General features: G+C 66.7%; 25 protein-coding genes. 6 read left to right on the top strand and 19 right to left on the bottom strand.

Features of this window, described 5'->3' with window-relative positions:
* Window positions 1-8: 8 nt before the first annotated feature.
* Together pgl and zwf are read right to left on the bottom strand one after the other, a co-directional pair.
* The gene (pgl, locus tag HMPREF2716_RS23190) at window positions 9-725 is read right to left on the bottom strand and encodes a 6-phosphogluconolactonase (RefSeq protein WP_003107678.1); all 717 of its coding nucleotides are present in this window, start codon (window positions 723-725) and stop codon (window positions 9-11) included.
* Window positions 712-2,181: a glucose-6-phosphate dehydrogenase gene (gene zwf / locus HMPREF2716_RS23185; RefSeq protein WP_003116414.1), complete on the bottom strand. Its 1,470-nt coding sequence runs from the start codon at window positions 2,179-2,181 to the stop codon at window positions 712-714. Before zwf ends, pgl begins: the two co-directional genes overlap by 14 nt.
* Before the next feature lie 186 nt (window positions 2,182-2,367).
* On the opposite strand from zwf, the gene HMPREF2716_RS23180 reads away from it, so the two are divergent.
* Complete coding sequence (locus HMPREF2716_RS23180) at window positions 2,368-3,225, top strand: MurR/RpiR family transcriptional regulator (RefSeq protein ID WP_003091466.1); 858 nt, start codon at window positions 2,368-2,370, stop codon at window positions 3,223-3,225.
* A gap of 8 nt (window positions 3,226-3,233) precedes the next feature.
* Here HMPREF2716_RS23180 and HMPREF2716_RS23175 read toward each other — a convergent pair whose 3' ends face one another.
* The 11 genes from HMPREF2716_RS23175 to edd form a co-directional block, all read right to left on the bottom strand.
* On the bottom strand, window positions 3,234-4,085 hold the full coding sequence (locus tag HMPREF2716_RS23175) for a D-hexose-6-phosphate mutarotase (protein ID WP_003112064.1): 852 nt from the start codon (window positions 4,083-4,085) through the stop codon (window positions 3,234-3,236).
* 214 nt (window positions 4,086-4,299) lie between these two features.
* Window positions 4,300-5,664, bottom strand: coding sequence for a carbohydrate porin OprB (oprB, locus tag HMPREF2716_RS23170; RefSeq protein WP_070622022.1), 1,365 nt, complete (start codon window positions 5,662-5,664; stop codon window positions 4,300-4,302).
* Between the two features lie 43 nt (window positions 5,665-5,707).
* Window positions 5,708-6,868, bottom strand: a complete 1,161-nt coding sequence (locus HMPREF2716_RS23165) for an ABC transporter ATP-binding protein (protein ID WP_003114840.1) — start codon at window positions 6,866-6,868, stop codon at window positions 5,708-5,710.
* A gap of 32 nt (window positions 6,869-6,900) precedes the next feature.
* The gene (locus tag HMPREF2716_RS23160; RefSeq protein WP_003091470.1) at window positions 6,901-7,746 is read right to left on the bottom strand and encodes a carbohydrate ABC transporter permease; all 846 of its coding nucleotides are present in this window, start codon (window positions 7,744-7,746) and stop codon (window positions 6,901-6,903) included.
* Window positions 7,739-8,671 carry a carbohydrate ABC transporter permease gene (locus tag HMPREF2716_RS23155; RefSeq protein WP_003091471.1) on the bottom strand — a complete coding sequence of 311 codons (933 nt, stop codon included), beginning with the start codon at window positions 8,669-8,671 and terminating at the stop codon, window positions 7,739-7,741. The genes HMPREF2716_RS23160 and HMPREF2716_RS23155 overlap by 8 nt, the downstream gene beginning before the upstream one ends.
* Window positions 8,672-8,771: 100 nt before the next feature.
* A complete protein-coding gene (locus HMPREF2716_RS23150) occupies window positions 8,772-10,034 on the bottom strand; it encodes an ABC transporter substrate-binding protein (protein WP_003091472.1) in 1,263 nt (420 codons plus the stop codon).
* Between the two features lie 113 nt (window positions 10,035-10,147).
* Window positions 10,148-10,501, bottom strand: coding sequence for an endonuclease domain-containing protein (locus HMPREF2716_RS29100; protein WP_305954541.1), 354 nt, complete (start codon window positions 10,499-10,501; stop codon window positions 10,148-10,150).
* Window positions 10,502-10,558: 57 nt separating this feature from the next.
* Window positions 10,559-11,980 (bottom strand): two-component system sensor histidine kinase GtrS, encoded by a 1,422-nt coding sequence (gene gtrS, locus HMPREF2716_RS23145; RefSeq protein ID WP_003130488.1) that lies wholly within the window; start codon window positions 11,978-11,980, stop codon window positions 10,559-10,561.
* Between the two features lie 23 nt (window positions 11,981-12,003).
* Window positions 12,004-12,732, bottom strand: a complete 729-nt coding sequence (gene gltR, locus HMPREF2716_RS23140; RefSeq protein WP_003091475.1) for a two-component system response regulator GltR — start codon at window positions 12,730-12,732, stop codon at window positions 12,004-12,006.
* 34 nt (window positions 12,733-12,766) lie between these two features.
* Window positions 12,767-13,762: a glucokinase gene (locus HMPREF2716_RS23135; protein ID WP_003114838.1), complete on the bottom strand. Its 996-nt coding sequence runs from the start codon at window positions 13,760-13,762 to the stop codon at window positions 12,767-12,769.
* A 102-nt stretch (window positions 13,763-13,864) separates the two neighbouring features.
* On the bottom strand, window positions 13,865-15,691 hold the full coding sequence (edd, locus tag HMPREF2716_RS23130; RefSeq protein ID WP_003091478.1) for a phosphogluconate dehydratase: 1,827 nt from the start codon (window positions 15,689-15,691) through the stop codon (window positions 13,865-13,867).
* Window positions 15,692-15,820: 129 nt separating this feature from the next.
* Here edd and gap point away from each other — a divergent pair, with 129 nt between their 5' ends.
* Complete coding sequence (gene gap / locus HMPREF2716_RS23125) at window positions 15,821-16,825, top strand: type I glyceraldehyde-3-phosphate dehydrogenase (protein ID WP_003091480.1); 1,005 nt, start codon at window positions 15,821-15,823, stop codon at window positions 16,823-16,825.
* 6 nt (window positions 16,826-16,831) lie between these two features.
* On the opposite strand, the gene HMPREF2716_RS23120 is transcribed toward gap, so the two are convergent.
* From HMPREF2716_RS23120 to HMPREF2716_RS23095, 6 genes are all read right to left on the bottom strand, one after another.
* On the bottom strand, window positions 16,832-17,014 hold the full coding sequence (locus HMPREF2716_RS23120) for a DUF1289 domain-containing protein (protein ID WP_003091481.1): 183 nt from the start codon (window positions 17,012-17,014) through the stop codon (window positions 16,832-16,834).
* A gap of 114 nt (window positions 17,015-17,128) precedes the next feature.
* Entirely contained in the window at window positions 17,129-17,659 is a 531-nt protein-coding gene (locus HMPREF2716_RS23115; RefSeq protein WP_023517835.1) for a hypothetical protein, read from the bottom strand.
* An 80-nt stretch (window positions 17,660-17,739) separates the two neighbouring features.
* The gene (scpB, locus tag HMPREF2716_RS23110; RefSeq protein ID WP_003114835.1) at window positions 17,740-18,738 is read right to left on the bottom strand and encodes an SMC-Scp complex subunit ScpB; all 999 of its coding nucleotides are present in this window, start codon (window positions 18,736-18,738) and stop codon (window positions 17,740-17,742) included.
* 139 nt (window positions 18,739-18,877) lie between these two features.
* Entirely contained in the window at window positions 18,878-19,630 is a 753-nt protein-coding gene (locus HMPREF2716_RS23105; RefSeq protein WP_083318196.1) for a segregation and condensation protein A, read from the bottom strand.
* Between the two features lie 172 nt (window positions 19,631-19,802).
* Window positions 19,803-20,432, bottom strand: a complete 630-nt coding sequence (locus HMPREF2716_RS23100) for an L-threonylcarbamoyladenylate synthase (RefSeq protein WP_003116407.1) — start codon at window positions 20,430-20,432, stop codon at window positions 19,803-19,805.
* Window positions 20,429-21,316, bottom strand: coding sequence for a PHP domain-containing protein (locus tag HMPREF2716_RS23095; RefSeq protein WP_003116406.1), 888 nt, complete (start codon window positions 21,314-21,316; stop codon window positions 20,429-20,431). The genes HMPREF2716_RS23100 and HMPREF2716_RS23095 overlap by 4 nt, the downstream gene beginning before the upstream one ends.
* A 215-nt stretch (window positions 21,317-21,531) precedes the next feature.
* Between HMPREF2716_RS23095 and HMPREF2716_RS23090 the strand changes: the two genes are divergently transcribed.
* The 4 genes from HMPREF2716_RS23090 to HMPREF2716_RS23075 form a co-directional block, all read left to right on the top strand.
* Window positions 21,532-22,119 (top strand): septation protein A, encoded by a 588-nt coding sequence (locus HMPREF2716_RS23090; RefSeq protein WP_003091488.1) that lies wholly within the window; start codon window positions 21,532-21,534, stop codon window positions 22,117-22,119.
* Between the two features lies 1 nt (window position 22,120).
* Entirely contained in the window at window positions 22,121-22,420 is a 300-nt protein-coding gene (locus HMPREF2716_RS23085; RefSeq protein WP_003091489.1) for a YciI family protein, read from the top strand.
* 175 nt (window positions 22,421-22,595) lie between these two features.
* Window positions 22,596-22,958 carry a hypothetical protein gene (locus HMPREF2716_RS23080; RefSeq protein WP_003114832.1) on the top strand — a complete coding sequence of 121 codons (363 nt, stop codon included), beginning with the start codon at window positions 22,596-22,598 and terminating at the stop codon, window positions 22,956-22,958.
* A 10-nt stretch (window positions 22,959-22,968) separates the two neighbouring features.
* A partial coding sequence (locus HMPREF2716_RS23075; RefSeq protein ID WP_049263345.1) for a response regulator occupies window positions 22,969-23,275 on the top strand: 307 nt, incomplete at its 3' end.

Raw genomic sequence — 23,275 nt, 5'->3', positions numbered from 1 at the left:
TCCGCCACTCAGGGGTACCAATGGATCGTCAGCGGCGCGCGGAGGAAGGCGCGAACCGGCATCCGCCGTTCGTCCTCGACCGCCAGCGCGGCGTTCAGGGTGGCCAGCTTGGACTGGCCCTGGATCGCCAGCAGCTGCACCTTCGCCGCCGCCAACACGGCGCGCGGTAGGGTCAGGCGCTGGTGCGGCACGCTCGGCGCCCACATCGGCAGGCAACGGCGCGTGCCCTGGGGATCCATCGCCAGGTCCAGGCCAGGGCTGTTCGGGAACAGCGAGGCGGTATGGCCGTCGTCGCCCATGCCGAGGACCAGCACGTCGATCGGCAACGGCAGCTCGTGCAGGTGGTGGTCGGCCAGCTCGGCCGCTTCCTCCAGGCTCGCCGCCGGCTGGTAGAGGCCGATGAAGCGCGCCTTCGCCGCCTCGCCACGGAGCAGGTGGCGGCGAACCAGGCCGGCGTTGCTATCGGCATGGGACTCCGGCACCCAGCGCTCGTCGGCCAGGCTGAGGGTGATCCGCGACCAGTCCAGCGGCTCCTCGCTCAAGGCTTCGAGGAAGGCCACCGGACTGCGCCCACCGGACACCACCAGCAGCGCCTGGCCCTGCTCGGCCAGCGCCGAGCGCAACCGGCCGGCGACCTCGGCGGCCAGGCCGCGGGCCTGCTCGGCGGCGCTGCCCCAGACCTGCAGGCCGACGCCGGCCGGCAGCTTCAACTCAGAAATCGCCATACCAACTCCTCCCATCGCGGGCCACCAGGGCCACCGAGGCCACCGGCCCCCAACTCCCCGCCGGATACGGCTTGGGCGCTTCGCTCAGGCGTTCCCAGCCAGCGATCAGCTGGTCGCACCACTTCCAGGCGAACTCCACCTCGTCCTTGCGCACGAACAGGTACTGGTTGCCCTGGGTGACCTCCAGCAGCAGACGCTCATAGGCATCGGGAATCCGCGCCGCGTGGTAGGTCTCGGAAAAACTCAGTTGCAGCGGGCCGGTACGCAATTGCATGCCCTTGCCCAGGCCCTGGTCCTTGGTCATCACTTGCAGGGAGATACCTTCGTCCGGCTGCAGGCGGATGATCAGCCGGTTGCTGATCAGCGAACGCTGCTCGGGAGCGAAGATGTAGTGCGGCGGCTCCTTGAAGTGGATGACGATCTGCGACAGCTTCTGCGGCATGCGCTTGCCGGTGCGCAGGTAGAACGGCACGCCCGACCAGCGCCAGTTGCGGATATCCACGCGCAGGGCGACGAAGGTTTCCGCGTCGCTGTCGCGATTCGCATGTTCCTCCTCCAGGTAGCCCGGCACTGCCTTGCCGTCGCTGAAACCGGCGGTGTACTGCCCACGCACCACGCGCGAAGCCAGTTGTTCGGCGGGAATCGGCTCGAGGGCGCGGAGGACCTTGACCTTCTCGTCGCGAATGCTGTCCGCCGAAAGGTCGCTGGGCGGATCCATGGCGATCAGGCAGAGCAGTTGCAGCAGGTGGTTCTGCACCATGTCGCGCAGTTGCCCGGCCTGGTCGAAGTAGCCCCAGCGGCCTTCGATGCCGACCTTCTCGGCCACGGTGATCTCCACGTGGGAGATGTGGTTCTGGTTCCACTGGGTCTCGAAGAGGCTGTTGGCGAAGCGCAGGGCGATCAGGTTCTGCACCGTCTCCTTGCCCAGGTAATGGTCGATCCGGTAGATGCGGCTTTCCGGGAAGAACCGGGCGACTGCCTCGTTGACCTCGCGGGACGACTCCAGGTCATGACCGATGGGCTTCTCCAGCACCACCCGGGTGCGCTCGGCGAGACCGGCGGCGGCGAGGTTCTCGCAGATGCCGCCGAACACCGAGGCCGGCGTGGCGAAGTAGGCGACCAGCGGCAGTTCGTCATCCACCGCCTCGCGCAAGCCGACATAGGCCTGCGGGTCGAGGAAGTCCATGCTCAGGTAGTCGAGGCGTTCGCGGAAACGCTGCCAGACCGCGTCGTCCCACTCCTTCGCCGGCACTGCCAGGCGCAGGCGCTGCTCCAGCGTCGCCAGGTGTTCGGCGGCAGCGCCTTCGTCACGGGCCAGGGCCAGGACGCGGGTATCGCGGTGCAGCAGGTTCTCACGATCGAGTTGGTAGAGCGCCGGGAACAGCTTGCGCAAGGCGAGATCGCCCAGCGCACCGAACAGCGCTAACGTGCAAGGCAGAACGCGGACATCAGGCATTTGTTGTTACCAACCAAATATTGAGTGATATTGAGCCATCCACTGCGCAATTAAGACAAATATGTAGTAATTAAACAACATATTTTTCCCAGCCCGCCACGCTGTTGGTCGCATGCCGGCCTGACGTTAGGATAGGCGCCGCCGCCGGCCCTTCCCCGCCGGGCCGACAGAACACGAGGAACCCGGATGAAAAACCTGCTGGAGCAGATCCAGAGCCGCCTGGACGAACTGAACAAGGCGGAGCGCAAAGTCGCCGAGGTCATCCTGCAGAACCCGCAGCAGGCCACCCGTTTCAGCATCGCCGCCCTGGCCCAGGCGGCAGCGGTCAGCGAACCGACGGTGAACCGCTTCTGTCGCTCCTTCGGCATGAGCGGCTATCCGGAACTGAAGATCCAGCTGGCCCAGAGCCTGGCCAGCGGCGCTGCCTTCGTAACCCAGGCGGTAGCCGAGGACGACGGGCCGGAAGCCTATACGCGGAAGATCTTCAGCAACACCATCGCCTCCCTCGACAGCGCCCACAAGCTGCTCGACCCACGCGTCATCGACCGCGCCGTGGACCTGTTGATCCAGGCCCGGCAGATCCACTTCTTCGGTCTTGGCGCCTCGGCCTCGGTAGCGCTCGACGCGCAGCACAAGTTCTTCCGCTTCAACCTGGCGGTGAGCGCCCAGGCCGACGTGCTGATGCAACGGATGATCGCCTCGGTGGCGCATACCGGCGACCTGTTCGTGGTGATTTCCTATACCGGACGCACCCGCGAGCTGGTGGAGGTGGCGCACCTGGCGCGGGAGAACGGCGCCTCGGTGCTCGGCCTGACCGCCGCCGGCTCGCCGCTGGCCAGGGCCAGCACCCTGTGCCTGGACATCCCGTTGCCGGAAGACACCGACATCTACATGCCGATGACTTCGCGGATCGTCCAGCTCACCGTGCTCGACGTACTGGCCACCGGAGTGACCCTGCGCCGCGGCGTGGACTTCCAGCCGCACCTGCGGCGGATCAAGGAAAGCCTGGTGCCAACCCGCTATCCCCTCGACGAGGACAACTGACCGCCCGCCTATTGCAGGCCGGCGGCGAGACTCAGGCGCATGCGTTCGCCGGGCGCCAGGATCAGCCCGCCCGGGCGGTAGCCAGCGGCGCCGATACAGAGGAAGCGTTCCGCTTCGCCCGGCTCGACCTGCTCCACCGGGCGGCTGCCGGGGTGCCAGATCACGCTGCCGGCGCTGACGTTCTTGTCGATCCGCAAGCGGCGGTTCCAGCCGCCGTCCTCCAGCACCAGCGATCCGGGATGGTAGAGCACCTGCTTGACCGCGCCGCGCGGTATCCAGGTTCCCGGAATCCGCGAAGCGCCGCGCTGGCCGCGAGCCGACTCCAGCTCCATGCCGTGCACCACCACCCGGCTCAGCGCGCCGACCCGCCAGTAGGGCTGCAGGGCGAAGCTGAACAGGCAATCGTCGTCTTCCTCATGGTAGCTGCACAGCTCCAGCTCCAGGCGCTGGCCAAGGCGTGCATCGAGGCGCACGTGCCAGTCCTCCAGGTCCAGTTGCCAGCTCACCACCACCTTGCTTTCGTCGGCGTAGGCATCCAGCAGGCGCCATTCGCGTTGCCGCGCCCAGCCCTGCTGCGGCCATTCGCTGCCGTTCGGATGGCTGCCGAACCACGGCCAGCAGACCGGGATGCCGCCGCGCACCGGCGCGCTGCTGAGGGCCGGCCATTCGCTGGCGCACCACAGCAACGGGCGTTCGCCCTGCGGCTGGAAATGCAGGAGCTGCGCCCCTTGCCGACTGAATACGGCCTGGCACAGCGGATGGTCGATCAACAGCAGATCGCGACGTTGGAAGCGTACCCAGTCGAACGGTCGCTTGGCCCGCATGGAATGAAAGAAACGCTGCAGCGGATGCTCAAGCATGTCCGATTGTCCTACCCTCTCCCCTTCCCGGAAAGCCCGGGCGTGCATCCGTGTAGTTTTACTACATTTCGCACGCAAGCCCCAAATGATCGGCACAGGAAAAGCGTAGTCGGTTTGTAACAGGCAGCCGGGAAGAGCGGTCGCCGGAAAAAAACGGCCCGCCCGAAACGCTCGGGCGGGCCCAGGCACAACACCGGAGCAGGCAACGCGACGGTCAGAACACCGTCTGGATCTTGATCCCCGCCACCAGCGCGTTGTCGACCTCGTCGACCCCGCCCGGCTGCTTGATGTATTGCAGGTTCGGCCGCACCGTCAGCCAGTCGGTCACATGCACCCCGTAGTACAGCTCGGCGTTGTACTCGGTGTCCTGCAGCGGCTGGTACAGCGGGTTGTCGTAGTCGTCGATGCCGTTCACCTGGTTCACCAGGCGCTGGCGCTTCTTCACATCGTCGTTGACATGGATGCGCGCGATGCCCAGGCCGATGTCGTCCTTCGGCCGCGCGTCGAACGGCCCCTTGTAGACCACCCCGAGCTGCTGGTAGTTGTCCACCACGTTGGTCGCCTTGTCGTGGACCGTCAGGTTGGCGAACAGGCTCAACCCGCGCGAGGCATCGCCGTTGTGCGAAGTGACCTGCTGCTGCGCCACCATCCACCAGCCATGCTTGCTGCCGCGCGACTTGAAGTCGTTGCCGGTCAGCCCCTGCGGCTGGCCGTCGACGTCGTCGTAGACGTCATCGGCCTTCGCCGTGCTGTAGTAGTAACCCAGCCGGTACTCGCCCGGCAGTTGCTCGGCGCCGACCTTCGGCTGCCAGATCAGCTCCACCGGCAGCAGCGCGCCCTTGGTCCCGCTGCCGCTCATCTTGAAGCCGTTGCCGGTCTCCAGGTTCGACGGGTTCTGCTCGTAGGCGCCGACCTGCACGTACCAGTCCGGCGCGAAGTTGTACTTCACCCGCAACGCCCACTGGCTGACCGGCCAGTTGTACCAGATGCTCCCCGCCCAGTTGCCCACCTGCGAGCCGCAGAAGGCCAGGTTCTGGAAATCGCAGGGGAAGCTGTTGAAGTCCTCGCCCTCGCCGAAACGGCCGAATTTCACGTCCAGCGCGCCGTCGAAGTACTGCTGCTTGAGCCACAGCTGGGTCAGCCGCCAGGTCTGCCCGCGGCCCCAGACCTCCTGCACCGAGCTGATGTGCCCGGCACGCGGGTCGCCGATGCGGTCGTTGGAAAGGTTCTTGCCGTTGCGCTCGGTGACGGTGAACTGGAACTCGGTAGCCTTCCAGCCGAGGATCTTCTCCAGGTCCATGTGCACGCCCAGGGCGAACTGGTCGGTGTAGCGTCCGGTCTTGTCGTCGTCATAGCCGCCGTCGAGGTTGGCCGCCGCCTCGCCGACGTACTCCAGCTTGAAGTCGTAGCCCTTCTCCAGCAGCTCGGTGCGCTTGCCGCCCCAGTCGCCGAGCATCCATTTCGAGTTCGGGGAGAACGCCTCGGCGGCGGGCGCCGCGCTCCCCAAGCCCAGCGCTCCAAGGGCAAACAGGCAGCCAACGGTCCTGGCGGCCGGTCTGGTTTTCTTGTTCTTGTACATTTCCAGCGTCCTCGTGGTTGTGGTCTAGGCAGTACGAAAGGATTCAGGAGTTCTTCTGGCGATTGCCGTTCAAGGCGGTGACCTTCTCCGCCGCCACGCCCGCCGTGCGCACGGCCACGCGCTCGCCGCTCTGCGCGTCGAACAGCAGGACCCGCGCGGGATCGAAGCGCAGGCTCATGCCGCTGCCCGCGGCCGGCGCGACGTCCGGCGCCAGGCGGCAACAGACCTTGACCTGGTTGACGGTGACGAAGACCAGGGTGTCCGGCCCGGTCGGTTCGAGCACCTCGACCTCGGTACGCAGGTCATGGGCAGCGCTGCCATCGCCCAGGGCGATCTGCTCCGGTCGTACGCCGAGGATCAGCTCGCGCCCCTCCTCCAGGCCGGGCTCCAGGCTCAGCGGCAGTTCGATACGGTCCTGGCCGCTATCGAGCAGGCCGGTCCAGCGTCCGTCCCGGCGCTGCAGGCGCAACGGAATGAAATTCATCGGCGGCGAACCGATGAAGCTGGCGACGAACAGGTTGGCCGGGTCGTTGTAGATCTGCTGCGGCGTGCCGAACTGCTGGATGACGCCGTCCTTCATCACCGCCACCTTGTCGCCGAGGGTCATGGCCTCGATCTGGTCGTGGGTGACATACACGGTCGTGGTCTTCAGCCGCTGGTGCATCAGCTTCAGCTCGGTGCGCATTTCCACCCGCAGCTTGGCATCGAGGTTGGACAGCGGCTCGTCGAACAGGTAGACCTTGGGCCGCCGCGCCAGCGCCCGGCCCATGGCCACCCGCTGCTGCTGGCCGCCGGAGAGCTGCGAGGGCTTGCGTTCGAGCAGGTGCTCGATCTGCAACAGCCTGGCCACCCGCGCCACCTCCTCGTCGATGGCGGCCTGGGGCATCTTGCGGATCTTCAGGCCGAAGGCGATGTTCTCGCGCACGCTCATGGTCGGGTACAGGGCGTAGGACTGGAAGACCATGGCGATGTCGCGGTCCTTGGGGCTCATGCCGCTGATATCCTGGCCGTCCACCAGGATCGCACCGCCGGTGATGCTCTCCAGCCCGGCGATGCAGTTCATCAGGGTCGACTTGCCGCAACCCGAGGGCCCGACGAGGATCAGGAATTCGCCGGAGTCGATCTTCAGCCGGATGTCCCTGAGGGTATCCGCCAGGCCGCTGCCGTAGCTCTTGTGCAGGTTGCGCAGTTCGAGGGTTGCCATGTTTCGTTCGTCTCCGGGGTCAGCGACCCGTCTCAGCCTTTCACGGCGCCGGCGGTGAGGCCGCGCACGAAGTACTTGCCGGCCAGTACGTAGACCACCAGCGTGGGCAGCGCGGCGATCATCGCCGCGGCCATGTCGACGTTGTATTCCTTGACCCCGGTGGTGATGTTCACCAGGTTGTTCAGGGCCACGGTGATCGGTTGCGAATCGCCGCTGGCGAACACCACGCCGAACAGGAAGTCGTTCCAGATCTGGGTGAACTGCCAGATCAGGCAGACCATCACGATGGGCGTGGACATCGGCAGCAGGATGCGCAGGAAGATGGTGAAGAAGCCGGCGCCGTCCAGGCGCGCGGCCTTGACCAGGGCATCCGGGATCGCCACGAAATAGTTGCGGAAGAACAGCGTGGTGAAGGCCAGGCCGTAGATCACGTGGACCAGCACCAGGCCACTGGTGGTATTGGCCAGGCCGAGCTTGCCGAGGGTGAAGGACATCGGCAGGAGGATCACCTGGAACGGCAGGAAGCAGCCGAACAACAGCGCGCCGAAGAACAGCTGGGAACCGCGGAAGCGCCACATCGACAGCACGTAGCCGTTCAACGCGCCGATGAAGGTGGAGATCAGCACGCCGGGCACGGTGATCAGCACCGAGTTCCAGAAGAACGCGCCGACGCTGTCCCAGGCCTTGAGCCAGCCGATGACGGTGAAGGTGTCGGGCAGCGACAGCAGGTTGCCGGTGCGGATGTCGTCCGGCGTCTTGAAGCTGGTCAGCAGCATCACCAGCAGCGGCACCAGGTAAAGCGCGCAGGCGCCCCAGAGGGTCAGGTGCACGGCCAGGCGGCTGACGCTGAAGCTCGGATTCAGGGACGCGTCACGCATGGCGCTTGCCTCGCAGTTCGGAATACAGGTAAGGCACCACGATCGCCAGTACAGCGCCGAGCATCAGCATCGCGCTCGCCGCGCCGAGCCCCATCTGGCCACGGGTGAAGGTATGCGCATACATGAACATCGCCGGCAGGTCGGAGGAATAACCCGGGCCGCCGGCGGTCATCGCCGCCACCAGGTCGAAGCTCTTGATCGCGATATGGGCGAGGATCATCAGCGCGCTGAAGAACACCGGGCGCAGGCTCGGCAGGACGATGCGCAGGTAGATGGTCGGCAGGCTCGCACCGTCGACCTGGGCGGCGCGCACGATGGCCGGGTCGACCCCGCGCAGGCCGGCGAGGAACAGCGCCATGACGAAGCCGGAGGCCTGCCACACGGCGGCGATCACCAGGCAGTAGACGACCCGCTCCGGGTCCACCAGCCAGTCGAAGCGGAAACCTTCCCAGCCCCAGTCGCGGAGCAGCTTGTCCAGGCCCAGGCCCGGATTGAGCAGCCACTTCCAGGCGGTGCCGGTGACGATCATCGACAACGCCATGGGATACAGGTAGAGGGTGCGGATGAAGCCTTCGCGGCGGATGCGCTGGTCCAGCAGCACTGCGAGGAACACTCCGAGCACCAGGCAGATGGCGATGAACGAGCCGCCGAAGAGCAGCAGGTTCTTGCTCGCCACCCACCAGCGGTCGTTGTCCCACAGGCGCTGGTACTGGCTCAGCCCGGCCCACTTGTAGCTGGGCATGAAGCGCGAGTTGGTGAAGGACAGCAGCAGCGTCCAGCCAATGTAGCCATACATGCAGAACAGCACCACGACCACACTTGGCGCCAGCACCAGCTTCGGCAGCCAGCCTTGCAGGCGATCGAGTGGCGAGACGCGACGAGGCGCTACCGGAGCCGTGGGATAGACAGGGGAATTGGTCGCCATGCGTTTTCTCGCGTGCGAAGGAACCCACCCGTGCCGCTCGGCGGCACGGAGCCAGTCGGGAGGATCGAGCGGAGCCCAGGCCGGGCTCCGCGCCAGGGACTTACTGCGCCGCCGCCTCGATGGCGGCCGCCAGTTGCTGGGCGGCCTTCTGCGGATCCGCGGCGGGGTCGTTGAAGAAGTTGGTCACCACGTCGAAGATCGCCCCCTGCACGTAGCTGGAAGCGGCCATGCTGTGGGCCATGCTCGGCACCAGGTTGCCGTCCTGGGAAGCCTGCTTGAAGTCCTTCATCGACTGCTGGGCGCAACTGTCGAACGGCGCCATGTCGGCGTCCAGGCGAACCGGGATGGAGCCCTTGTTGAGGTTGAAGTCCTTCTGGAAGGACGGGTCGAGCACGCTGCGCGCCAGGTCTTCCTGGGCCTTGCGGTTCTCCGCGTTGCTCAGCTTGAACATCACCAGCGAGTCGATGTTGTAGTCGAAGGCTTTCTGCGTGCCGGGGAACGGCAGGCACTGGTAGTCCTTGCCCGGCACCTTGCCGGCGGCGGTGAACTCGCTCTTCGCCCAGTCGCCCATGATCTGCATCCCGGCCTTGCCGTTGATCACCATCGCCGTGGCGGCGCTCCATTCGCGACCGGCGGCGTCGGCATCGACGTAGCCGCGGAGCTTCTTCAGCGCGGCGAACACCTCGACCATCTGCGCTCCGGTGAGGGTCGCCTTGTCCTGTTCGACGAAGGCCTTGCGATAGCCTTCCGGGCCCATCTTGCTCAGCACCAGGTTCTCGAACACGGTGCCGTCCTGCCACGGTTGGCTGCCATGGGCCAGCGGCGTGAAACCGGCGGCCTTGAGCTTGTCGGCGGCGACGAACAGTTCGTCGAGGGTGGTCGGCGGGGTGGCGCCGGCCTTCTTGAACACTTCCGGGTTGATGTAGAGCCAGTTCACCCGGTGTACGTTGATCGGCACTGCTACGTAGTCGCCGTCGTACTTCATGATCTGCGCCACCTGCTTCGGCAGCAGGCTGTCCCACTTGCCTTCGGCGGCCACCGCGTTGAGGTCGGCGAGCAGGCCCAGTTCGCCCCACTCCTGGATATCCGGCCCCTTGATCTGCGCCGCGGCCGGCGGATTGCCGGACACCGCGCGGGTCTTCAGCACGGTCATCGCCGCCTCGCCGCCACCGCCGGCCACGGCGAAGTCCTTCCAGGTGTGGCCCTTGGCTTCGACCAGCTTCTTCAGGGTTTCGGCGGCGCGCTTCTCGCCGGCGGAGGTCCACCAGTGCAGCACTTCGACTTCGCCGGCCTGGGCCAGCAGCGGGGAGAGGCAGAGGGAGGAAAGACAGATGACGGCAGAGAGGCGACGGATCGCATTCATGAGGAAAACCTTCTTCTTGTTATTCGGAGCAAGTCTGCGCTTGCAATGCTTCGAGTCTATTCAAGCGTTCCGCGTCGCGGGTAACGAAGCGATCCGGGTTTGTCACGGAGTGGTTACATTGGGATTGAGGCAGAGCAGGAAAATCTGGACTCGAACTCGGCAAGGCGGTTTCGCGACAGAAACCTCCTACAACACGAGAATGACCTCCAGCAGCACCTCCCTGCGCGCCAGCACCTTGTCGTTCCAGAACCGCAGTACCCTGGACCCCGGCTCTCCAGCCAGGCATCGGCCGGCGAACCCACATGCTGCCCGCCATCCAGTTCGATCACCAGCATCCGCTCATGGCAGACGAAATCGACGATGTACGGCCCGAGAACCTTCTGCCGACGAAACTTCAGCCCGAGCAATCGATGCCCGCGCAAACACTGCCATAGCGCCCGCTCCGCCTCTGTCTGCGGCTGCCGCAGAACACGGGAGAACCTCGTGCCTGCCCGCCTCGTTCAAGGGCCCGGCAGGCCAGCCCATCACTCCAGCCCCAGGCGCGGCAAGCGCAGGCTGACCCGCAGGCCGCCCTCGCGACGGTTCTGCAAACTGACTTCGCCGCCATGGGTGTGCGCGATGTTGCGCGCGATGCCCAGGCCCAGCCCGTAGCCCTGCCCTCGCGGAGACAGGCGGAAGCGCGGTTCGAAAATCTGTTCCAGGCGCTGCTCGGGCACGCCGGGGCCGTCGTCATCGACGTGCAGCACCACCGCTTCCGGCCCGTCCTCCAGGCTCAGGCGGGCGCGTTCGCCGTATTTCAGCGCATTGTCCAGCAGGTTGCCGATACAGCGCTTGAGCGCCAGGGGCTTGCCCGGATAAGGCTCCGCGGCGCGACCGACGACCTCCACCCGGCCATCGGCCAGGTAGGGCTCGGCGATGTGCTGGAGCAACAGGTTGAGGTCGACCGGCTCGACGTTCTCGTGGATATCGGTGTCCTTCACGCACTGCAGCGCACCCTTCACCAGCAGTTCCAGCTCGTCCAGGTCGCGCCCGAACTTCTCCTGCAAGCGCTCGTCCTCGAGGAGTTCTACCCGCAGGCGCAGGCGGGTGATCGGCGTGCGCAGGTCGTGGGAGATGGCGCTGAACAACTGCCCGCGCTCGTTCAGGTAGCGGTCGATGCGCTCATGCATGGTGTTGAAGGCGCGCGCCACCTCCACCAGTTCGCTGGCGCCGCGCTCCTCCAGCGCTGCCGACGGACTGCCCAGGGCCAGGTCGCGGGCGGCGCGCGCCAGGCGCTTGAGCGGACGGCTCTGCCAATGCATCAGCAAACCGGTGAAAAGCAGCAGCAACAGGCTGGTGAAAACGATCGAGAGCACCTGCTGCGGTTGCAGTCCCTCGGGTTCCAGGCTGACGTACGGCGCCGGCATCAGGCTGGCGATGTACAGCCACTCGCTGTCGCCGATGCGGATCTGGGTCACCAGCACCGGCGGGTTCACCGGCTCCAGGGTCAGCGCGTAGTGCGCCCAGGAACGCGGCAGCTCGTCGAGCTTCAGCGCGCCGTTGAACAGGCGCAGCTCGTCGGGACTGACGAATTCGACCTGCAGCTCGACCTCCTTGCCCAGGCGTTGGTGCAACACGTCCTGGACGATCTCCAGCACCGCCTGCTTGTTCGGCGTGTCCGGCAGGGCACGCATCTCCAGCGGCCGGTCGTTCAGCGAGACGAAGAAGCGCGTACCGCCCATGCTGCGCAACTGGTCGAGCACCAGCGGACGGTAGCCGAGCGGCAGGGAACGGAAGTAGCTGACGCTGGCCGCCATCGAGTAGGCCAGGCTGCGCGAGCTGGTGAGCAGGCCCTCGCGCTGGCTGGAGCGCAGGTGCGACAGCCAGAACAGGCTGGAAAGCCCTTGCGCGACCAGCACCGCGAGCAGGGTCAGGAGCAGCATGCGCCCGAGCAGCGAGCGCGGCACCGGCGACCAGCGCCGCCGTTCGCTCATGGCTGCAGGTGCGGCCGCACCTGCGCCGCCAGCAGGTAGCCACTGCCGCGCACGGTCTGGATCAGCCGCGGCGCCTTGCCGGTGTCGCGCAGACGCTGGCGCAGGCGGCTGACCGCCATGTCGACGATGCGCTCCAGCGGCAGCACCTCGCGGCCGCGGGTGGCGTTGGCGATGGTGTCGCGGTCGAGGATCTGCTGCGGATGGTCGAGGAACAGCTTGAGCAGGGCGAAATCCGCGCCGCTGAGGAAGAACTCCTCGCCGTCCTCGTGGAACAGTCGGTGGCTGACCGTGTCCAGCCGCCAGTCCTCGAAAGCCAGTACGTCGCCACCGCGCACCTGGGTGAACTGCGCGCGGCGCAGCAGGGCCTTGATCCGCGCCAGCAGCTCGCGCGGGCTGAACGGCTTGCCCAGGTAGTCGTCGGCACCCAGTTCCAGGCCGATCACCCGGTCGGCCTCGTCGGAACTGGCGGTGAGCATGATGATCGGCATGCAGGCCAGGCGCTGGTGGGAGCGAATCCAGCGACAGAGGCTGAAGCCGTCCTCGTCCGGCAGCATCACGTCGAGGATCGCCAGGCTCGCCTCCTCCTCGCACAGCGCCTGGCGGAAGTCGGCGCCCCGCGAGACGCTGCGGACCTGGAAGCCGGCGCGGCTCAGGTAGGTCTCCAGCAATTCGCGGATTTCCTGGTCATCGTCCACCAGCAGGATCGATCGTCCGTTCGCGCTCACGAGGCTCCTCCTTATGCGGTTGCTCGACGCCGACTCAACCCTCGGCGTCCAGGGCCTGCTGCAGGGCGACTCCGGCGCCGAGCAGGCCCGGATGTTCGGCGGTCATGACCCACACCGGTACGTCCTGCAGGTAAGCGCCGCTAGTCTTGCCACGGCTGGCGAAGGCCTCGGCGAAGCCGCTGGCGATGAAACGCTCGAGGAAACGCGGGACGATGCCGCCGGTAATGTAGACGCCACCGAGCGCGCCGACGGTGAGCACCGCGTTGCCGGCGACCCGCGCCAGCCACAGGAAGAAGTGCTCCAGCACGGCGTCCGCCTGGGCGTCGCCGGCCATGGCCAGGGCACCGACTTCCGCCGCACTGCTCGCGCGTACGGCGACCCCGTCCAGGGCACAGCTGATTTCATAGAGGGCGAGCAGGCCGTTGCCGGACAGTGCGCGCTCGGCGGAGACATGTCCGTAGCGCGCCTGCAGGCCCTGCCAGAGCGCGAAGTCGCGCGGCGAAGTGACCGGCAGGTCGACGTGCCCGCCCTCGCAGGGCAGCACTTCCCAACGTCCCCCGCCCAGCGGCAGCAGGCTGCCGACGCCAAGGCCGGTGCCGGGACCGATGATCAGCCGGGCGCGATCCGCCTGGGCACTGCCGGCGCGGACCTGCACCAGCTCGTCCGCACCTAGCCGCGAGGCGGCCCAGGCCATGGTGCTGAAGTCGTTGACCAGCAGCAGGTGATCCAGCCCCAGCTCCTCGCGGAACGCGGCACGATTGATCACCCAGTGGTTGTTGGTGAAACGGAAATCGGCCGCCCCGACCGGACCGGCGCAGGCCAGGCAGACCGAGTCGATGTTCGCCACCGATTCGCCGATCCGCGCCAGGTAGTCGCGCACGGCCAGTTCAGGCCGCGGGTAGTCGGCGCAGGCGAGCACCTCGATGGATTCCAGGCGCTGCCCGCGCCAGAGCGCGAAACGCGCATTGGTGCCGCCGATATCGCCGACCAGGCCGAGGCCGCCGGCGCTTCTCTTGTTGTCGTTATTCATCGTCGTTGAACCGCAATGCCCCGCGCCAGGGCGGGACGGTCGGCAGATGTTGCCGGAGAGACAGCCGCCAGCCAAGCGCCGGCGGATATCGACCTATCAGAATCAGCGCCAGCCGTTGAGGCTCTCGGTAAAGCTGCAGGCGCCCTCTTCCGCGCTGCTCATGGCGTTGCGCATGAAGGCGAACAGCTCGCGGCCGCAACCGAGATTGCCGTCCTGCGGCGCCGGCTCCAGGCTGCGCGCCTGCCATTCGGCGTCGTCGACCAGCACCCGCAACTCGCCGTTCACCCCATCCACCCGCACCCGGTCGCCGTCGCGCAGGCGCGCCAGCGGACCGCCGGCGATGGCTTCCGGACTCACATGGATGGCCGCGGGCACCTTGCCCGACGCCCCGGACATGCGCCCGTCGGTGACCAGCGCCACCTTGAAGCCACGATCCTGCAGGACCCCGAGGAACGGCGTGAGCTTGTGCAGCTCCGGCATGCCGTTCGCCCGCGGGCCCTGGAAACGCACCACGGCGACCAGGTCGCGCTCCAGCTCGCCGGCCTTGAAGGCCGCGGCCAGGCTGGCCTGGTCGTGGAAGATCCGTACCGGCGCCTCGACCACCTGGTGTTCCGGCGCCACCGCCGAGACCTTCATCACGCCGCGACCGAGGTTGCCCTCCATCAGGCGCAAGCCGCCTTCGGCGGAGAACGGCTTGTCCAGCGGACGCAGGATGGCTTCGTCGAGACTCCGTTCCGGCCCTTCGCGCCAGACCAGCCGGCCATCCTCGAGGAACGGCTCGCGGGTGTAGCGGCGCAGGCCGGGGCCGGCGACGGTCTGTACGTCCTCGTGAAGCAGCCCGCCGTCGAGCAGTTGGCGGATCAGGAAGGACATGCCGCCGGCCGCCTGGAAGTGGTTGATGTCGGCCTGGCCGTTCGGATAGATGCGCGCCAGGGTCGGCACCACATGGGACAGCTCGGACATGTCCTGCCAGGTCAACTGGATGCCCGCCGCCTGGGCGATCGCCAGCAGGTGCAGGGTGTGGTTGGTCGAGCCGCCGGTGGCGAGCAGCGCCACCACCGAGTTGACGATGGCCTTCTCGTCGACGATCTCCGCCATCGGCACGTAGTTGCCGTTCTCGGGGGTCAGCCGGCTGGCCTGGCGTGCCGCTTCGCGGGTGAGTTCGTCGCGCAGCGGGGTGTTCGGGTTGACGAAGGAGGCACCGGGCAAGTGCAGGCCCATCACCTCCACCAGCAACTGGTTGGTATTGGCGGTGCCATAGAAGGTGCAGGTGCCGGGTGCATGGTAGGAGGCCATTTCCGAGGCCAGCAGCTCTTCGCGAGTGGCCTTGCCTTCGGCGAACAGTTGGCGCACCGCGGCCTTTTCCTTGTTGGAGATGCCGGTCGGCATCGGCCCGGCCGGGACGAACACGGTGGGCAGGTGGCCGAAGCGCAGCGAGCCGATCAGCAGGCCCGGCACGATCTTGTCGCAAACACCCAGGCACAGCGCTGCATCGAACATGTTGTGAGACAGCGCGATGGCGGTGGACATGGCGATCACGTCGCGGCTGGCCAGCGACAGTTCCATGCCCGGCTCGCCCTGGGTCACCCCGTCGCACATGGCCGGCACGCCGCCGGCGAACTGGCCGACCGAACCGATCTCGTGCAGCGCCTGCTTGATCAGCCCCGGAAAGCGCTCGAACGGCTGGTGCGCCGAGAGCATGTCGTTGTAGGCGGAAACGATGGCCACGTTGGCCTGGTTCATCAGCCGCAGGGTCTGCTTGTCGCTTTCGCCACAGGCCGCGACCCCGTGGGCGAGGTTGCCGCACGGCAGGGTGCCGCGGTGCGGCCCCTTGCTGGCCGCAGCCCGGACCATCTCGAGGTAGCGCTGGCGAGTGGCCGCGCTACGAGCCTGGATGCGGCGGGTGACTTCGAGCACACGAGGGTGCATGGCAGATTCTCCTACAGACTATCAATTGTTGTTTTTACAACATAATCATCGGTTGAAGGATGTTTACTTTTCTTTCTGGACGAAATGTAATGGTTTTTACCACAACAATAGAAAAGAGACGACCTCATTATGACTATCCGCCTGGCCATCAACGGCTTCGGTCGCATCGGCCGAAACGTTCTTCGCGCCCTGTATACCGGCCACTACCGCGAACAGTTGCAGGTAGTGGCGATCAATGACCTCGGCGACGCCGCGGTCAACGCCCACCTGTTCCAGTACGACAGCGTCCATGGACGCTTTCCCGGCGAGGTCGAGCACGATGCCGAAAGCCTGCGGGTGATGGGCGACCGCATCGCCGTCAGCGCCATCCGCAACCCGGCGGAACTGCCCTGGAAGAGCCTCGGCGTGGACATCGTGCTCGAGTGCACGGGGCTCTTCACCAGCCGCGACAAAGCCGCTGCCCACCTGCAGGCCGGCGCCGGCAAGGTGCTGATCTCGGCGCCCGGCAAGGACGTCGACGCCACCGTGGTCTACGGCGTCAACCACGAGGTGCTGCGCGCCTCCCATCGGATCGTCTCGAACGCCTCCTGCACCACCAACTGCCTGGCACCGGTGGCCCAGGTGCTGCATCGCGAGCTGGGCATCGAGCACGGCCTGATGACCACCATCCATGCCTACACCAACGACCAGAACCTCTCCGACGTGTACCACCCGGACCTGTACCGCGCACGTTCGGCGACCCAGTCGATGATCCCCACCAAGACCGGCGCCGCCGAGGCGGTCGGCCTGGTCCTGCCGGAACTCGCCGGCAAGCTTACCGGGCTGGCGGTGCGGGTGCCGGTGATCAACGTGTCGCTGGTCGATCTCACCGTGCAGGTGGCCCGGGATACCAGCGTAGACGAGGTCAACCGCCTGCTGCGCGAAGCCAGCGAGGGCTCTCCGGTGCTCGGCTACAACACCCAGCCGCTGGTGTCGGTGGATTTCAATCACGACCCGCGCTCGTCGATCTTCGACGCCAACCACACCAAGGTCAGCGGCCGGCTGGTCAAGGCGATGGCCTGGTACGACAACGAGTGGGGCTTCTCCAACCGCATGCTGGACAGCGCCCTGGCGCTGGCCGCCGCCCGCGACTGACGCGCCTCAGCGGAACTTGCGCCGACCGCGCGCCTGCAACGCCAGCAGGCGCAGGTCGGCCTCGGCGAGGATCAGTCGCTGCTCGGCCTTGTCCGCGCGCTTCCAGGCACGGATTTCCTGGCGCGTACGCCCGCAGCCACGGCACACGTCGGCATCGAACTCACAGATATTGATGCAAGGACTTTTCAAGCGTTCCCCCTTTTTCGGCGCGGACCGCAACCGATCCTCGCCCGTCACTTCACGACAGGCGGCGGGCCGGCGTCCAGGAGGGAATGACTATCGGGCCGATCGAGCGGCCCGCGGTCACTCGGCCTCGGCGTCGCGCAGGCTTTCGTAGGCAGGCGCGGCATAGATGCCGGCCTCGACGCAGAGCATCATGACCCGCGGCAGGTCCTGGGTATAGACCAGCACCGCCTGCAACTCGTCGTCCAGCGGCTCGCTGAAATCCACCAGCACGTAGCCGCCCTTTTCCGGATACATGCTGCTCAGTTGCACCTGGATACGGTTGAGGGCGACCAGCGGCTCGGTCTTGAGCAACTGCTTCGGCTTGATGTTGAACGCCACGTCCTTGCCGAAGGAGGCGACGATCCGGGCGAACAGCTCGGCATAGGTGTCGGCCTGGAACAGCACGATATCCGGCAGGCTACCGACCACCACCCACTCGCCGAGCGGGATCGGGAAGCTGTCGTCGTAGTTGATATCCGGGTTGGCGGCGAGGAACCCTGCCGGATCGGCATAGGCCTGGGCCGCCTCGTCGGCGATCCGCCGGATCTCCTCGGCGCCCATGCAGCCGGTGCTGATGAGGGTGATCAGTTCGTTCAGGGTCTCTTTCATGGGGAGTTCCAGGGTCGATGAAACGGAGCGGGCCGGCCTCGCCGGCGCGGCCGGATGAATTCTACAGGGTGGAACGACGGTCAGCGGCGCGGCCAGTCGTCGTCGGCGTCCAGTGCCTCGCGCTCCTCGCGCATGGCCTCCGCCAGGGCGCGCTCTTCGTCATCGGGATCGGCGCCCGCGACAGCCTCCGCGACGGCAGGCTCGACGGCTTGCTCCGCGACCACGGGAATCGGCCCAGCCGCTGGCTCGGCGGACTCGTCGCCCTGCTCCGAGGGCTCCGGAGGGTCGAGCAGGTCGTCGAAGTCGGTCTTCAGGCCCTGCTCCATCTCGTCCAGTTCCAGCAGCAGGCTGCGGAAGCTGGTTTCCTCGCGCGGCTTCTCCGGCTCGCCGGCCTCCCCCTCGATCTCCTCGAGGCTTTCCCCGGCCTCGGCGATGGCGCGATCGGCCAGGGCCTGGATCGAGGCAGGAATCGCATCCTCGTCGAGATCGTCGCGCGGCGGCTGCGCCGCGGGCGCCACTTCGACCGGCGGTTCCGGCTCGGGCTCCATCTCGCGCAGCGCCGACAGCGGCGGCAGCTCGTCGAGGCTCTTCAGGTTGAAATAATCGAGGAACGCCTTGGTAGTCGCCAGCATCGCCGGGCGCCCCGGCACCTCGCGGTAGCCAACGATGCGGATCCACTCCCGCTCCATCAGCGTCTTGACGATCTGGGTGTTCACCGCCACGCCGCGGATCTCCTCGATCTCGCCACGGGTGATCGGCTGGCGGTAGGCGATCAGCACCAGGGTTTCCAGCAGCGCGCGCGAATAGCGCTGCGGACGCTCCTCCCAGAGGCGGCCGACCCACGGCGAGAAACGCTCGCGAATCTGCAGGCGATACCCGGACGCGACTTCCTTCAGCTCGAAGGAGCGCCCCGCGCAGGACAGTGCCAGGATCGCCAGGGCGTCGCGGAACTGCCCCGGCTCCGGCCGCTCTGCCTCGTCGAACAGCTCGGCCAGGCGTTCCAGCGACAGCGGCTTGCCGGCCGCGAGGAGGATGCCTTCGAGCAGGGTGGCGAGTTCGTGGGGATCGGACAGGTTCATCGTCGCAACGGATACCGGAGCCAGGAAGAGGGAAAGATAGCGGAATCGGGCATGCAGCTTAACAGGCCACGGCAGGGAGCGAAGCCGGAAGCTCGGAAAAGGCGACCGTCCGCAGGAGGACGAACGGCCAGCGGCGCGCTCACTCGAAATCGTCTTCCAGGGCTTCCTCCAGGGTTTCGCCTTCCTCCGCTTCGCGGGCTATCCGCAGGCGCACATGGATGGCGCCGAAAGCCTCGTTCTGCACCAGTTCCACCATCTGCTCCTTGACCAGTTCGAGGATCGCCATGAAGGTGACCACCACGCCGAGCTTGCCCTCCTCCAGGGTGAACAACTGGATGAAGGGCACGAAGGCGCCGCCTTTCAGGCGCTCCAGCCCTTCGCTCATGCGTTCGCGGGTGGACAGTACCTCGCGGGTCACCTGGTGGCTCTCGAACAGGTCGGCGCGGCGCAGCATCTCGCCCATCACCAGCATCAGCTCCTGCAGCGCCAGCTCCGGCAGCAGCTTGCGCGCCCGCGCCTCGGGAGCAGCCACCGCCGGCAGCAGCACGTCGCGGCCGACCCGGGGCAGTTCGTCGAGGTCTTCGGCGGCCTTCTTGAACCGTTCGTACTCCTGCAGGCGGCGGATCAGCTCGGCCCGTGGATCTTCCTCTTCCTCCTCGGCTTCCGCCGAGCGCGGCAGCAACATGCGCGACTTGATCTCCGCCAGCATCGCCGCCATCACCAGGTACTCGGCGGCCAGCTCCAGGCGCACCGCCTTCATCAGCTCGACATAGCCCATGTACTGGCGGGTGATTTCCGCCACCGGGATATCCAGGATGTCGATGTTCTGCTTGCGGATCAGGTACAGCAGCAGGTCGAGCGGGCCCTCGAAGGCCTCGAGGAAGACCTCCAGCGCGTCCGGCGGGATATAGAGGTCCTGCGGCAGCTCGGTGACCGCCTCGCCGTAGACCAGCGCCAGTTGCAGCGGCACCCGCTCGGCGGCGGGTTCGGCTGGAGGGGTGTCGGCGTTGGCCGGGTTATCGTCCTGCATCGCTAGGCTCGTGGTGGGCGGATTCGGGCGGCGCTCAGGCCGGCTGCATGAACGGCGCCGGATCGCCGCAACCCACGCGGATCACTTCGGGATCGGTGTCGGTCAGGCTGATCACGGTGGAGGCCTCGCCGCCGCCATAGCCCCCGTCCACGATCAGGTCGACCTGGTGTTCCAGTACCTGGCGCATTTCATAGGGATCGTTCAGTGGCTCGCCTCTGCCGGGCATGATCAGGCTCACGCTCATCAGCGGCTCGCCCAGCTCTTCCAGCAGCGCACGGGCGATCGGGCAGTTCGGCACGCGCAAGCCGATGGTGCGGCGCTTGGGGTGCAGGAGCATGCGCGGCACCTCGCGGGTGGCGCTGAGGATGAAGGTGTAGGGACCGGGGGTGTGCGCCTTGAGCAGGCGGAACAGGCCGGTGTCGACCTTGGCATAGACGCCCAGCTCGGAAAGGTCGCGGCAGACCAGGGTGAAGTTGTGCTTGTCGTCCAGTTGGCGGATGCGGCGGATGCGATCCACCGCGGTCTTTTCGCCGATGCGGCAGCCCAGGGCATAGGACGAGTCGGTGGGATAGACGATCACCCCACCCTGGCGGACAATTTCCACCGCCTGCTTGACCAGCCGCGGCTGGGGATTTTCCGGATGGATCTGGAAGAACTGGCTCATTCGGCCCCCTTGGCTTCGGAATGACGTTCGGTATCGCGAAAATGCCTGGCGAAACGCGGCCACATGGCCGGAAGGTCCTCTGGAACCGCACGGTACATGCCCAGTTCGGACCAGTCGCCCGGCGCGTGGAAATCGCTGCCGGCGGTGACCATCAGGCCGAACTCGCGGGCCAGGATCGACAGGGTACCGACCTGTTCGGCCGGCTGCACGCCATTGACCACCTCGATGGCGTGTCCGCCGGCCTGGAGAAAGTCGGCGACCAGGCGCCGGCGCTTGGTCCGGGTGAAATCATAATGATACGGGTGCGCCAGGCTGATCCAGGCGCGCGCCTCGCGCAGGCAGCCGACCACTTCCTCCAGGGTCGGCCAGTGCTGCTTGACGTCTCCCAGCTTGCCGGCCCCCAGCCACTTGCGGAACGCGTCGGCGCGATCCTTGACCCAGCCGCCCTGGACCAGGAACTCGGCGAAATGCGGCCGCGCCGGCGCGTTGCCGCTGTCGCCCAGGGCCCGCTGGATCGCCCGCGCGCCCTCCAGCGCACCGGGCATACCCTTGGCCGCAAGCCGCCGGTCGATTTCCTCGGCGCGCGCCCAGCGGCCCCGGTGCAGGGCTTCGGTCGCCTGGCGCAGGGGAGCGGCGTCGAGGTCGAAACCGTAGCCCAGCACATGAATGGTGGCACCGCCCCAGGTGCAGGACAGCTCGATACCGTTGACCAGTTCGATACCGAGTCGAGCGGCCGCCTGGTGGGCTTCCGGCAGGCCTTCCAGAGTGTCGTGATCGGTCAGCGCCAGCAGCCCGACGCCTTTCTCGTGGGCCCGCTGCACCAGGGCGGCGGGCGCGAGCACACCATCGGAGGCGGTACTGTGGCAATGCAGATCGACACGCATGGCTGAATCCTGATTCCAGTGAAGAATGGTGATGAAGCAACGCCGATTCGCTGCCTCGCGGTATCGAGACGTACCGTTCATGGGTCCGGGGAGCCTGCTCCACCTGGCGAATGCGCCTGCGGCACAGGCCTGACGCATTCGGAAAGACAGGATGACTGTTTCAGAACATCCAGAGGTTGCTATTATGCCGTTTCAACCGTGTCCTGACTGCCACCATGAAGCAATTCATCGATTTCATCCCACTGATCCTGTTCTTCATCGTCTACAAGATAGACCCTCAGAACGTCGAGTTCGCCGGGTTCAATCTGAGTGGCATCTACGGCGCGACCGCGACCCTGATCCTCGCCTCGGTGATCGTCTACGGCGCCCTCTGGCTCAAGCACCGCCACCTGGAAAAGAGCCAGTGGTTCACCCTCGGCGCCTGCCTGGTCCTCGGCGGCCTAACCCTGGCCTTCCACGAGGACACCTTCCTCAAGTGGAAGGCGCCGCTGGTCAACTGGCTGTTCGCCCTGGCCTTCGCCGGCAGTCACTTCATCGGCGACAAGCCGATGATCCAGCGCATCATGGGCCATGCCATCCAGTTGCCGCAGGGCCTCTGGGTGCGCCTGAACATCGCCTGGGTGGTGTTCTTCCTGGTGTGCGGCTTCGCCAACCTGTACGTGGTCTTCACCTATCCGAACTTCTGGGTGGACTTCAAGGTGTTCGGCAGCCTCGGCATGACCTTGCTGTTCCTGATCGGCCAGGGCCTGTTCCTGGCTCGCCACCTGCACGACGCCGATACCGGCGAAAAGCCCAAGGACTGACATGCTCTACGCGATCATCGCCCGTGACATCCCCGCTTCCCAGGAACGCCGCCTGGCCAGCCGCCCGGCCCACCTGGCCCGTCTCGAACAGCTGAAGGAAGAAGGCCGCCTGGTACTCGCCGGCCCGCACCCGGCGATCGACAGCAACGACCCGGGCGCCGCCGGCTTCACCGGCAGCCTGATCGTCGCCGAATTCGATTCGCTGGCCGCGGCGCAGAGCTGGGCCGAGGCCGATCCCTACCGGGCCGCCGGGGTGTACGCCGAGGTGGTGGTCAAGCCGTTCAAGAAAGTCCTGCCCTGAGGCAGTCGCCGGGTACCGGCGGCCGGCCCGGTCGCCCTCCCGGCAAACGTTTTCGCACCGGACGCCGCTTTCCGGTGCCCGCCGCAGCGCAACCAGGCCGGCCCGGCGCTTTCGCCAAGCCGGAAGGGCGAACCGGAAGACAGTGCAATCCGTCGCTTCATCGGTACAAGGAGTCATGATGCGTCCATCCGCTGCCCATTGCCTGCTGCTGAGCCTGGGAGCTTCCCTAGCCCTGGCCGAGGAACCCGCGCCAGCACCGATTCCAGCCGCGCAACCTTCCATTACGCAGGCTACCGCCGAACTGGAGCGCCGCCTGGTGGAAACGGAACGCCAGCGCGACGAACTGGTCAGTCGTATGCGCCAGGAGAACCGCCAGTTGCGCGAGCAGTTGCAGGCGGCCCAGGCGCAGCGGCAACCGCCGCTGCTCACAGAAGAGCAGACCTGGTATGTCGCCGGCGCCGCCACCGCCCTGCTCGCGTTCGTCCTCGGCGCCCTGAGCCGCGGCCGCCGGCGACAGCGACGCGAATGGATCAATTGAGCGACACCCGATGAGCGAACTGCTGTTGATCGACGATGACCGGGAGCTCTGCGAGCTGCTCGGTACCTGGCTGGTCCAGGAAGGTTTCTCCGTGCGTGCCAGCCACGACGGCGCCCAGGCCCGTCGCGCCCTCGCCGAGCAGACGCCGGATGCCGTGGTGCTCGACGTGATGCTGCCGGACGGCAGCGGCCTGGAACTGCTCAAGCAACTGCGCGGCGACCATCCCGACCTGCCGGTGCTGATGCTGTCCGCCCGCGGCGAGCCGCTGGACCGCATCCTCGGTCTGGAACTGGGCGCCGACGACTACCTGGCCAAGC

The organism is Pseudomonas sp. HMSC076A11, from assembly GCF_001810205.1.
In the GTDB taxonomy this organism is placed as follows: Bacteria; Pseudomonadota; Gammaproteobacteria; order Pseudomonadales; family Pseudomonadaceae; genus Pseudomonas; species Pseudomonas aeruginosa.
The sequence above is the reverse complement of the archived record's forward strand: the minus strand, read 5'-3'. Positions and strand labels throughout refer to the sequence as shown.

Excerpts from the sequence above, each read along its gene's own strand:
- HMPREF2716_RS23135 (WP_003114838.1), bottom strand. The coding sequence starts at position 13,762 with ATGAATAACGACAACAAGAGAAGCGCCGGCGGCCTCGGCCTGGTCGGC.
- HMPREF2716_RS23175 (WP_003112064.1), bottom strand. The coding sequence starts at position 4,085 with ATGCTTGAGCATCCGCTGCAGCGTTTCTTTCATTCCATGCGGGCCAAG.
- edd (WP_003091478.1), bottom strand. The coding sequence starts at position 15,691 with ATGCACCCTCGTGTGCTCGAAGTCACCCGCCGCATCCAGGCTCGTAGC.
- HMPREF2716_RS23090 (WP_003091488.1), top strand. The coding sequence starts at position 21,532 with ATGAAGCAATTCATCGATTTCATCCCACTGATCCTGTTCTTCATCGTC.
- HMPREF2716_RS23115 (WP_023517835.1), bottom strand. The coding sequence starts at position 17,659 with ATGAAAGAGACCCTGAACGAACTGATCACCCTCATCAGCACCGGCTGC.
- zwf (WP_003116414.1), bottom strand. The coding sequence starts at position 2,181 with ATGCCTGATGTCCGCGTTCTGCCTTGCACGTTAGCGCTGTTCGGTGCG.
- scpB (WP_003114835.1), bottom strand. The coding sequence starts at position 18,738 with ATGAACCTGTCCGATCCCCACGAACTCGCCACCCTGCTCGAAGGCATC.
- oprB (WP_070622022.1), bottom strand. The coding sequence starts at position 5,664 with ATGTACAAGAACAAGAAAACCAGACCGGCCGCCAGGACCGTTGGCTGC.
- pgl (WP_003107678.1), bottom strand. The coding sequence starts at position 725 with ATGGCGATTTCTGAGTTGAAGCTGCCGGCCGGCGTCGGCCTGCAGGTC.
- HMPREF2716_RS23100 (WP_003116407.1), bottom strand. The coding sequence starts at position 20,432 with ATGAGCCAGTTCTTCCAGATCCATCCGGAAAATCCCCAGCCGCGGCTG.
- HMPREF2716_RS23165 (WP_003114840.1), bottom strand. The coding sequence starts at position 6,868 with ATGGCAACCCTCGAACTGCGCAACCTGCACAAGAGCTACGGCAGCGGC.
- HMPREF2716_RS23150 (WP_003091472.1), bottom strand. The coding sequence starts at position 10,034 with ATGAATGCGATCCGTCGCCTCTCTGCCGTCATCTGTCTTTCCTCCCTC.
- HMPREF2716_RS23160 (WP_003091470.1), bottom strand. The coding sequence starts at position 7,746 with ATGCGTGACGCGTCCCTGAATCCGAGCTTCAGCGTCAGCCGCCTGGCC.
- HMPREF2716_RS23155 (WP_003091471.1), bottom strand. The coding sequence starts at position 8,671 with ATGGCGACCAATTCCCCTGTCTATCCCACGGCTCCGGTAGCGCCTCGT.
- HMPREF2716_RS23085 (WP_003091489.1), top strand. The coding sequence starts at position 22,121 with ATGCTCTACGCGATCATCGCCCGTGACATCCCCGCTTCCCAGGAACGC.
- HMPREF2716_RS23080 (WP_003114832.1), top strand. The coding sequence starts at position 22,596 with ATGATGCGTCCATCCGCTGCCCATTGCCTGCTGCTGAGCCTGGGAGCT.
- HMPREF2716_RS23095 (WP_003116406.1), bottom strand. The coding sequence starts at position 21,316 with ATGCGTGTCGATCTGCATTGCCACAGTACCGCCTCCGATGGTGTGCTC.
- gap (WP_003091480.1), top strand. The coding sequence starts at position 15,821 with ATGACTATCCGCCTGGCCATCAACGGCTTCGGTCGCATCGGCCGAAAC.
- HMPREF2716_RS23180 (WP_003091466.1), top strand. The coding sequence starts at position 2,368 with ATGAAAAACCTGCTGGAGCAGATCCAGAGCCGCCTGGACGAACTGAAC.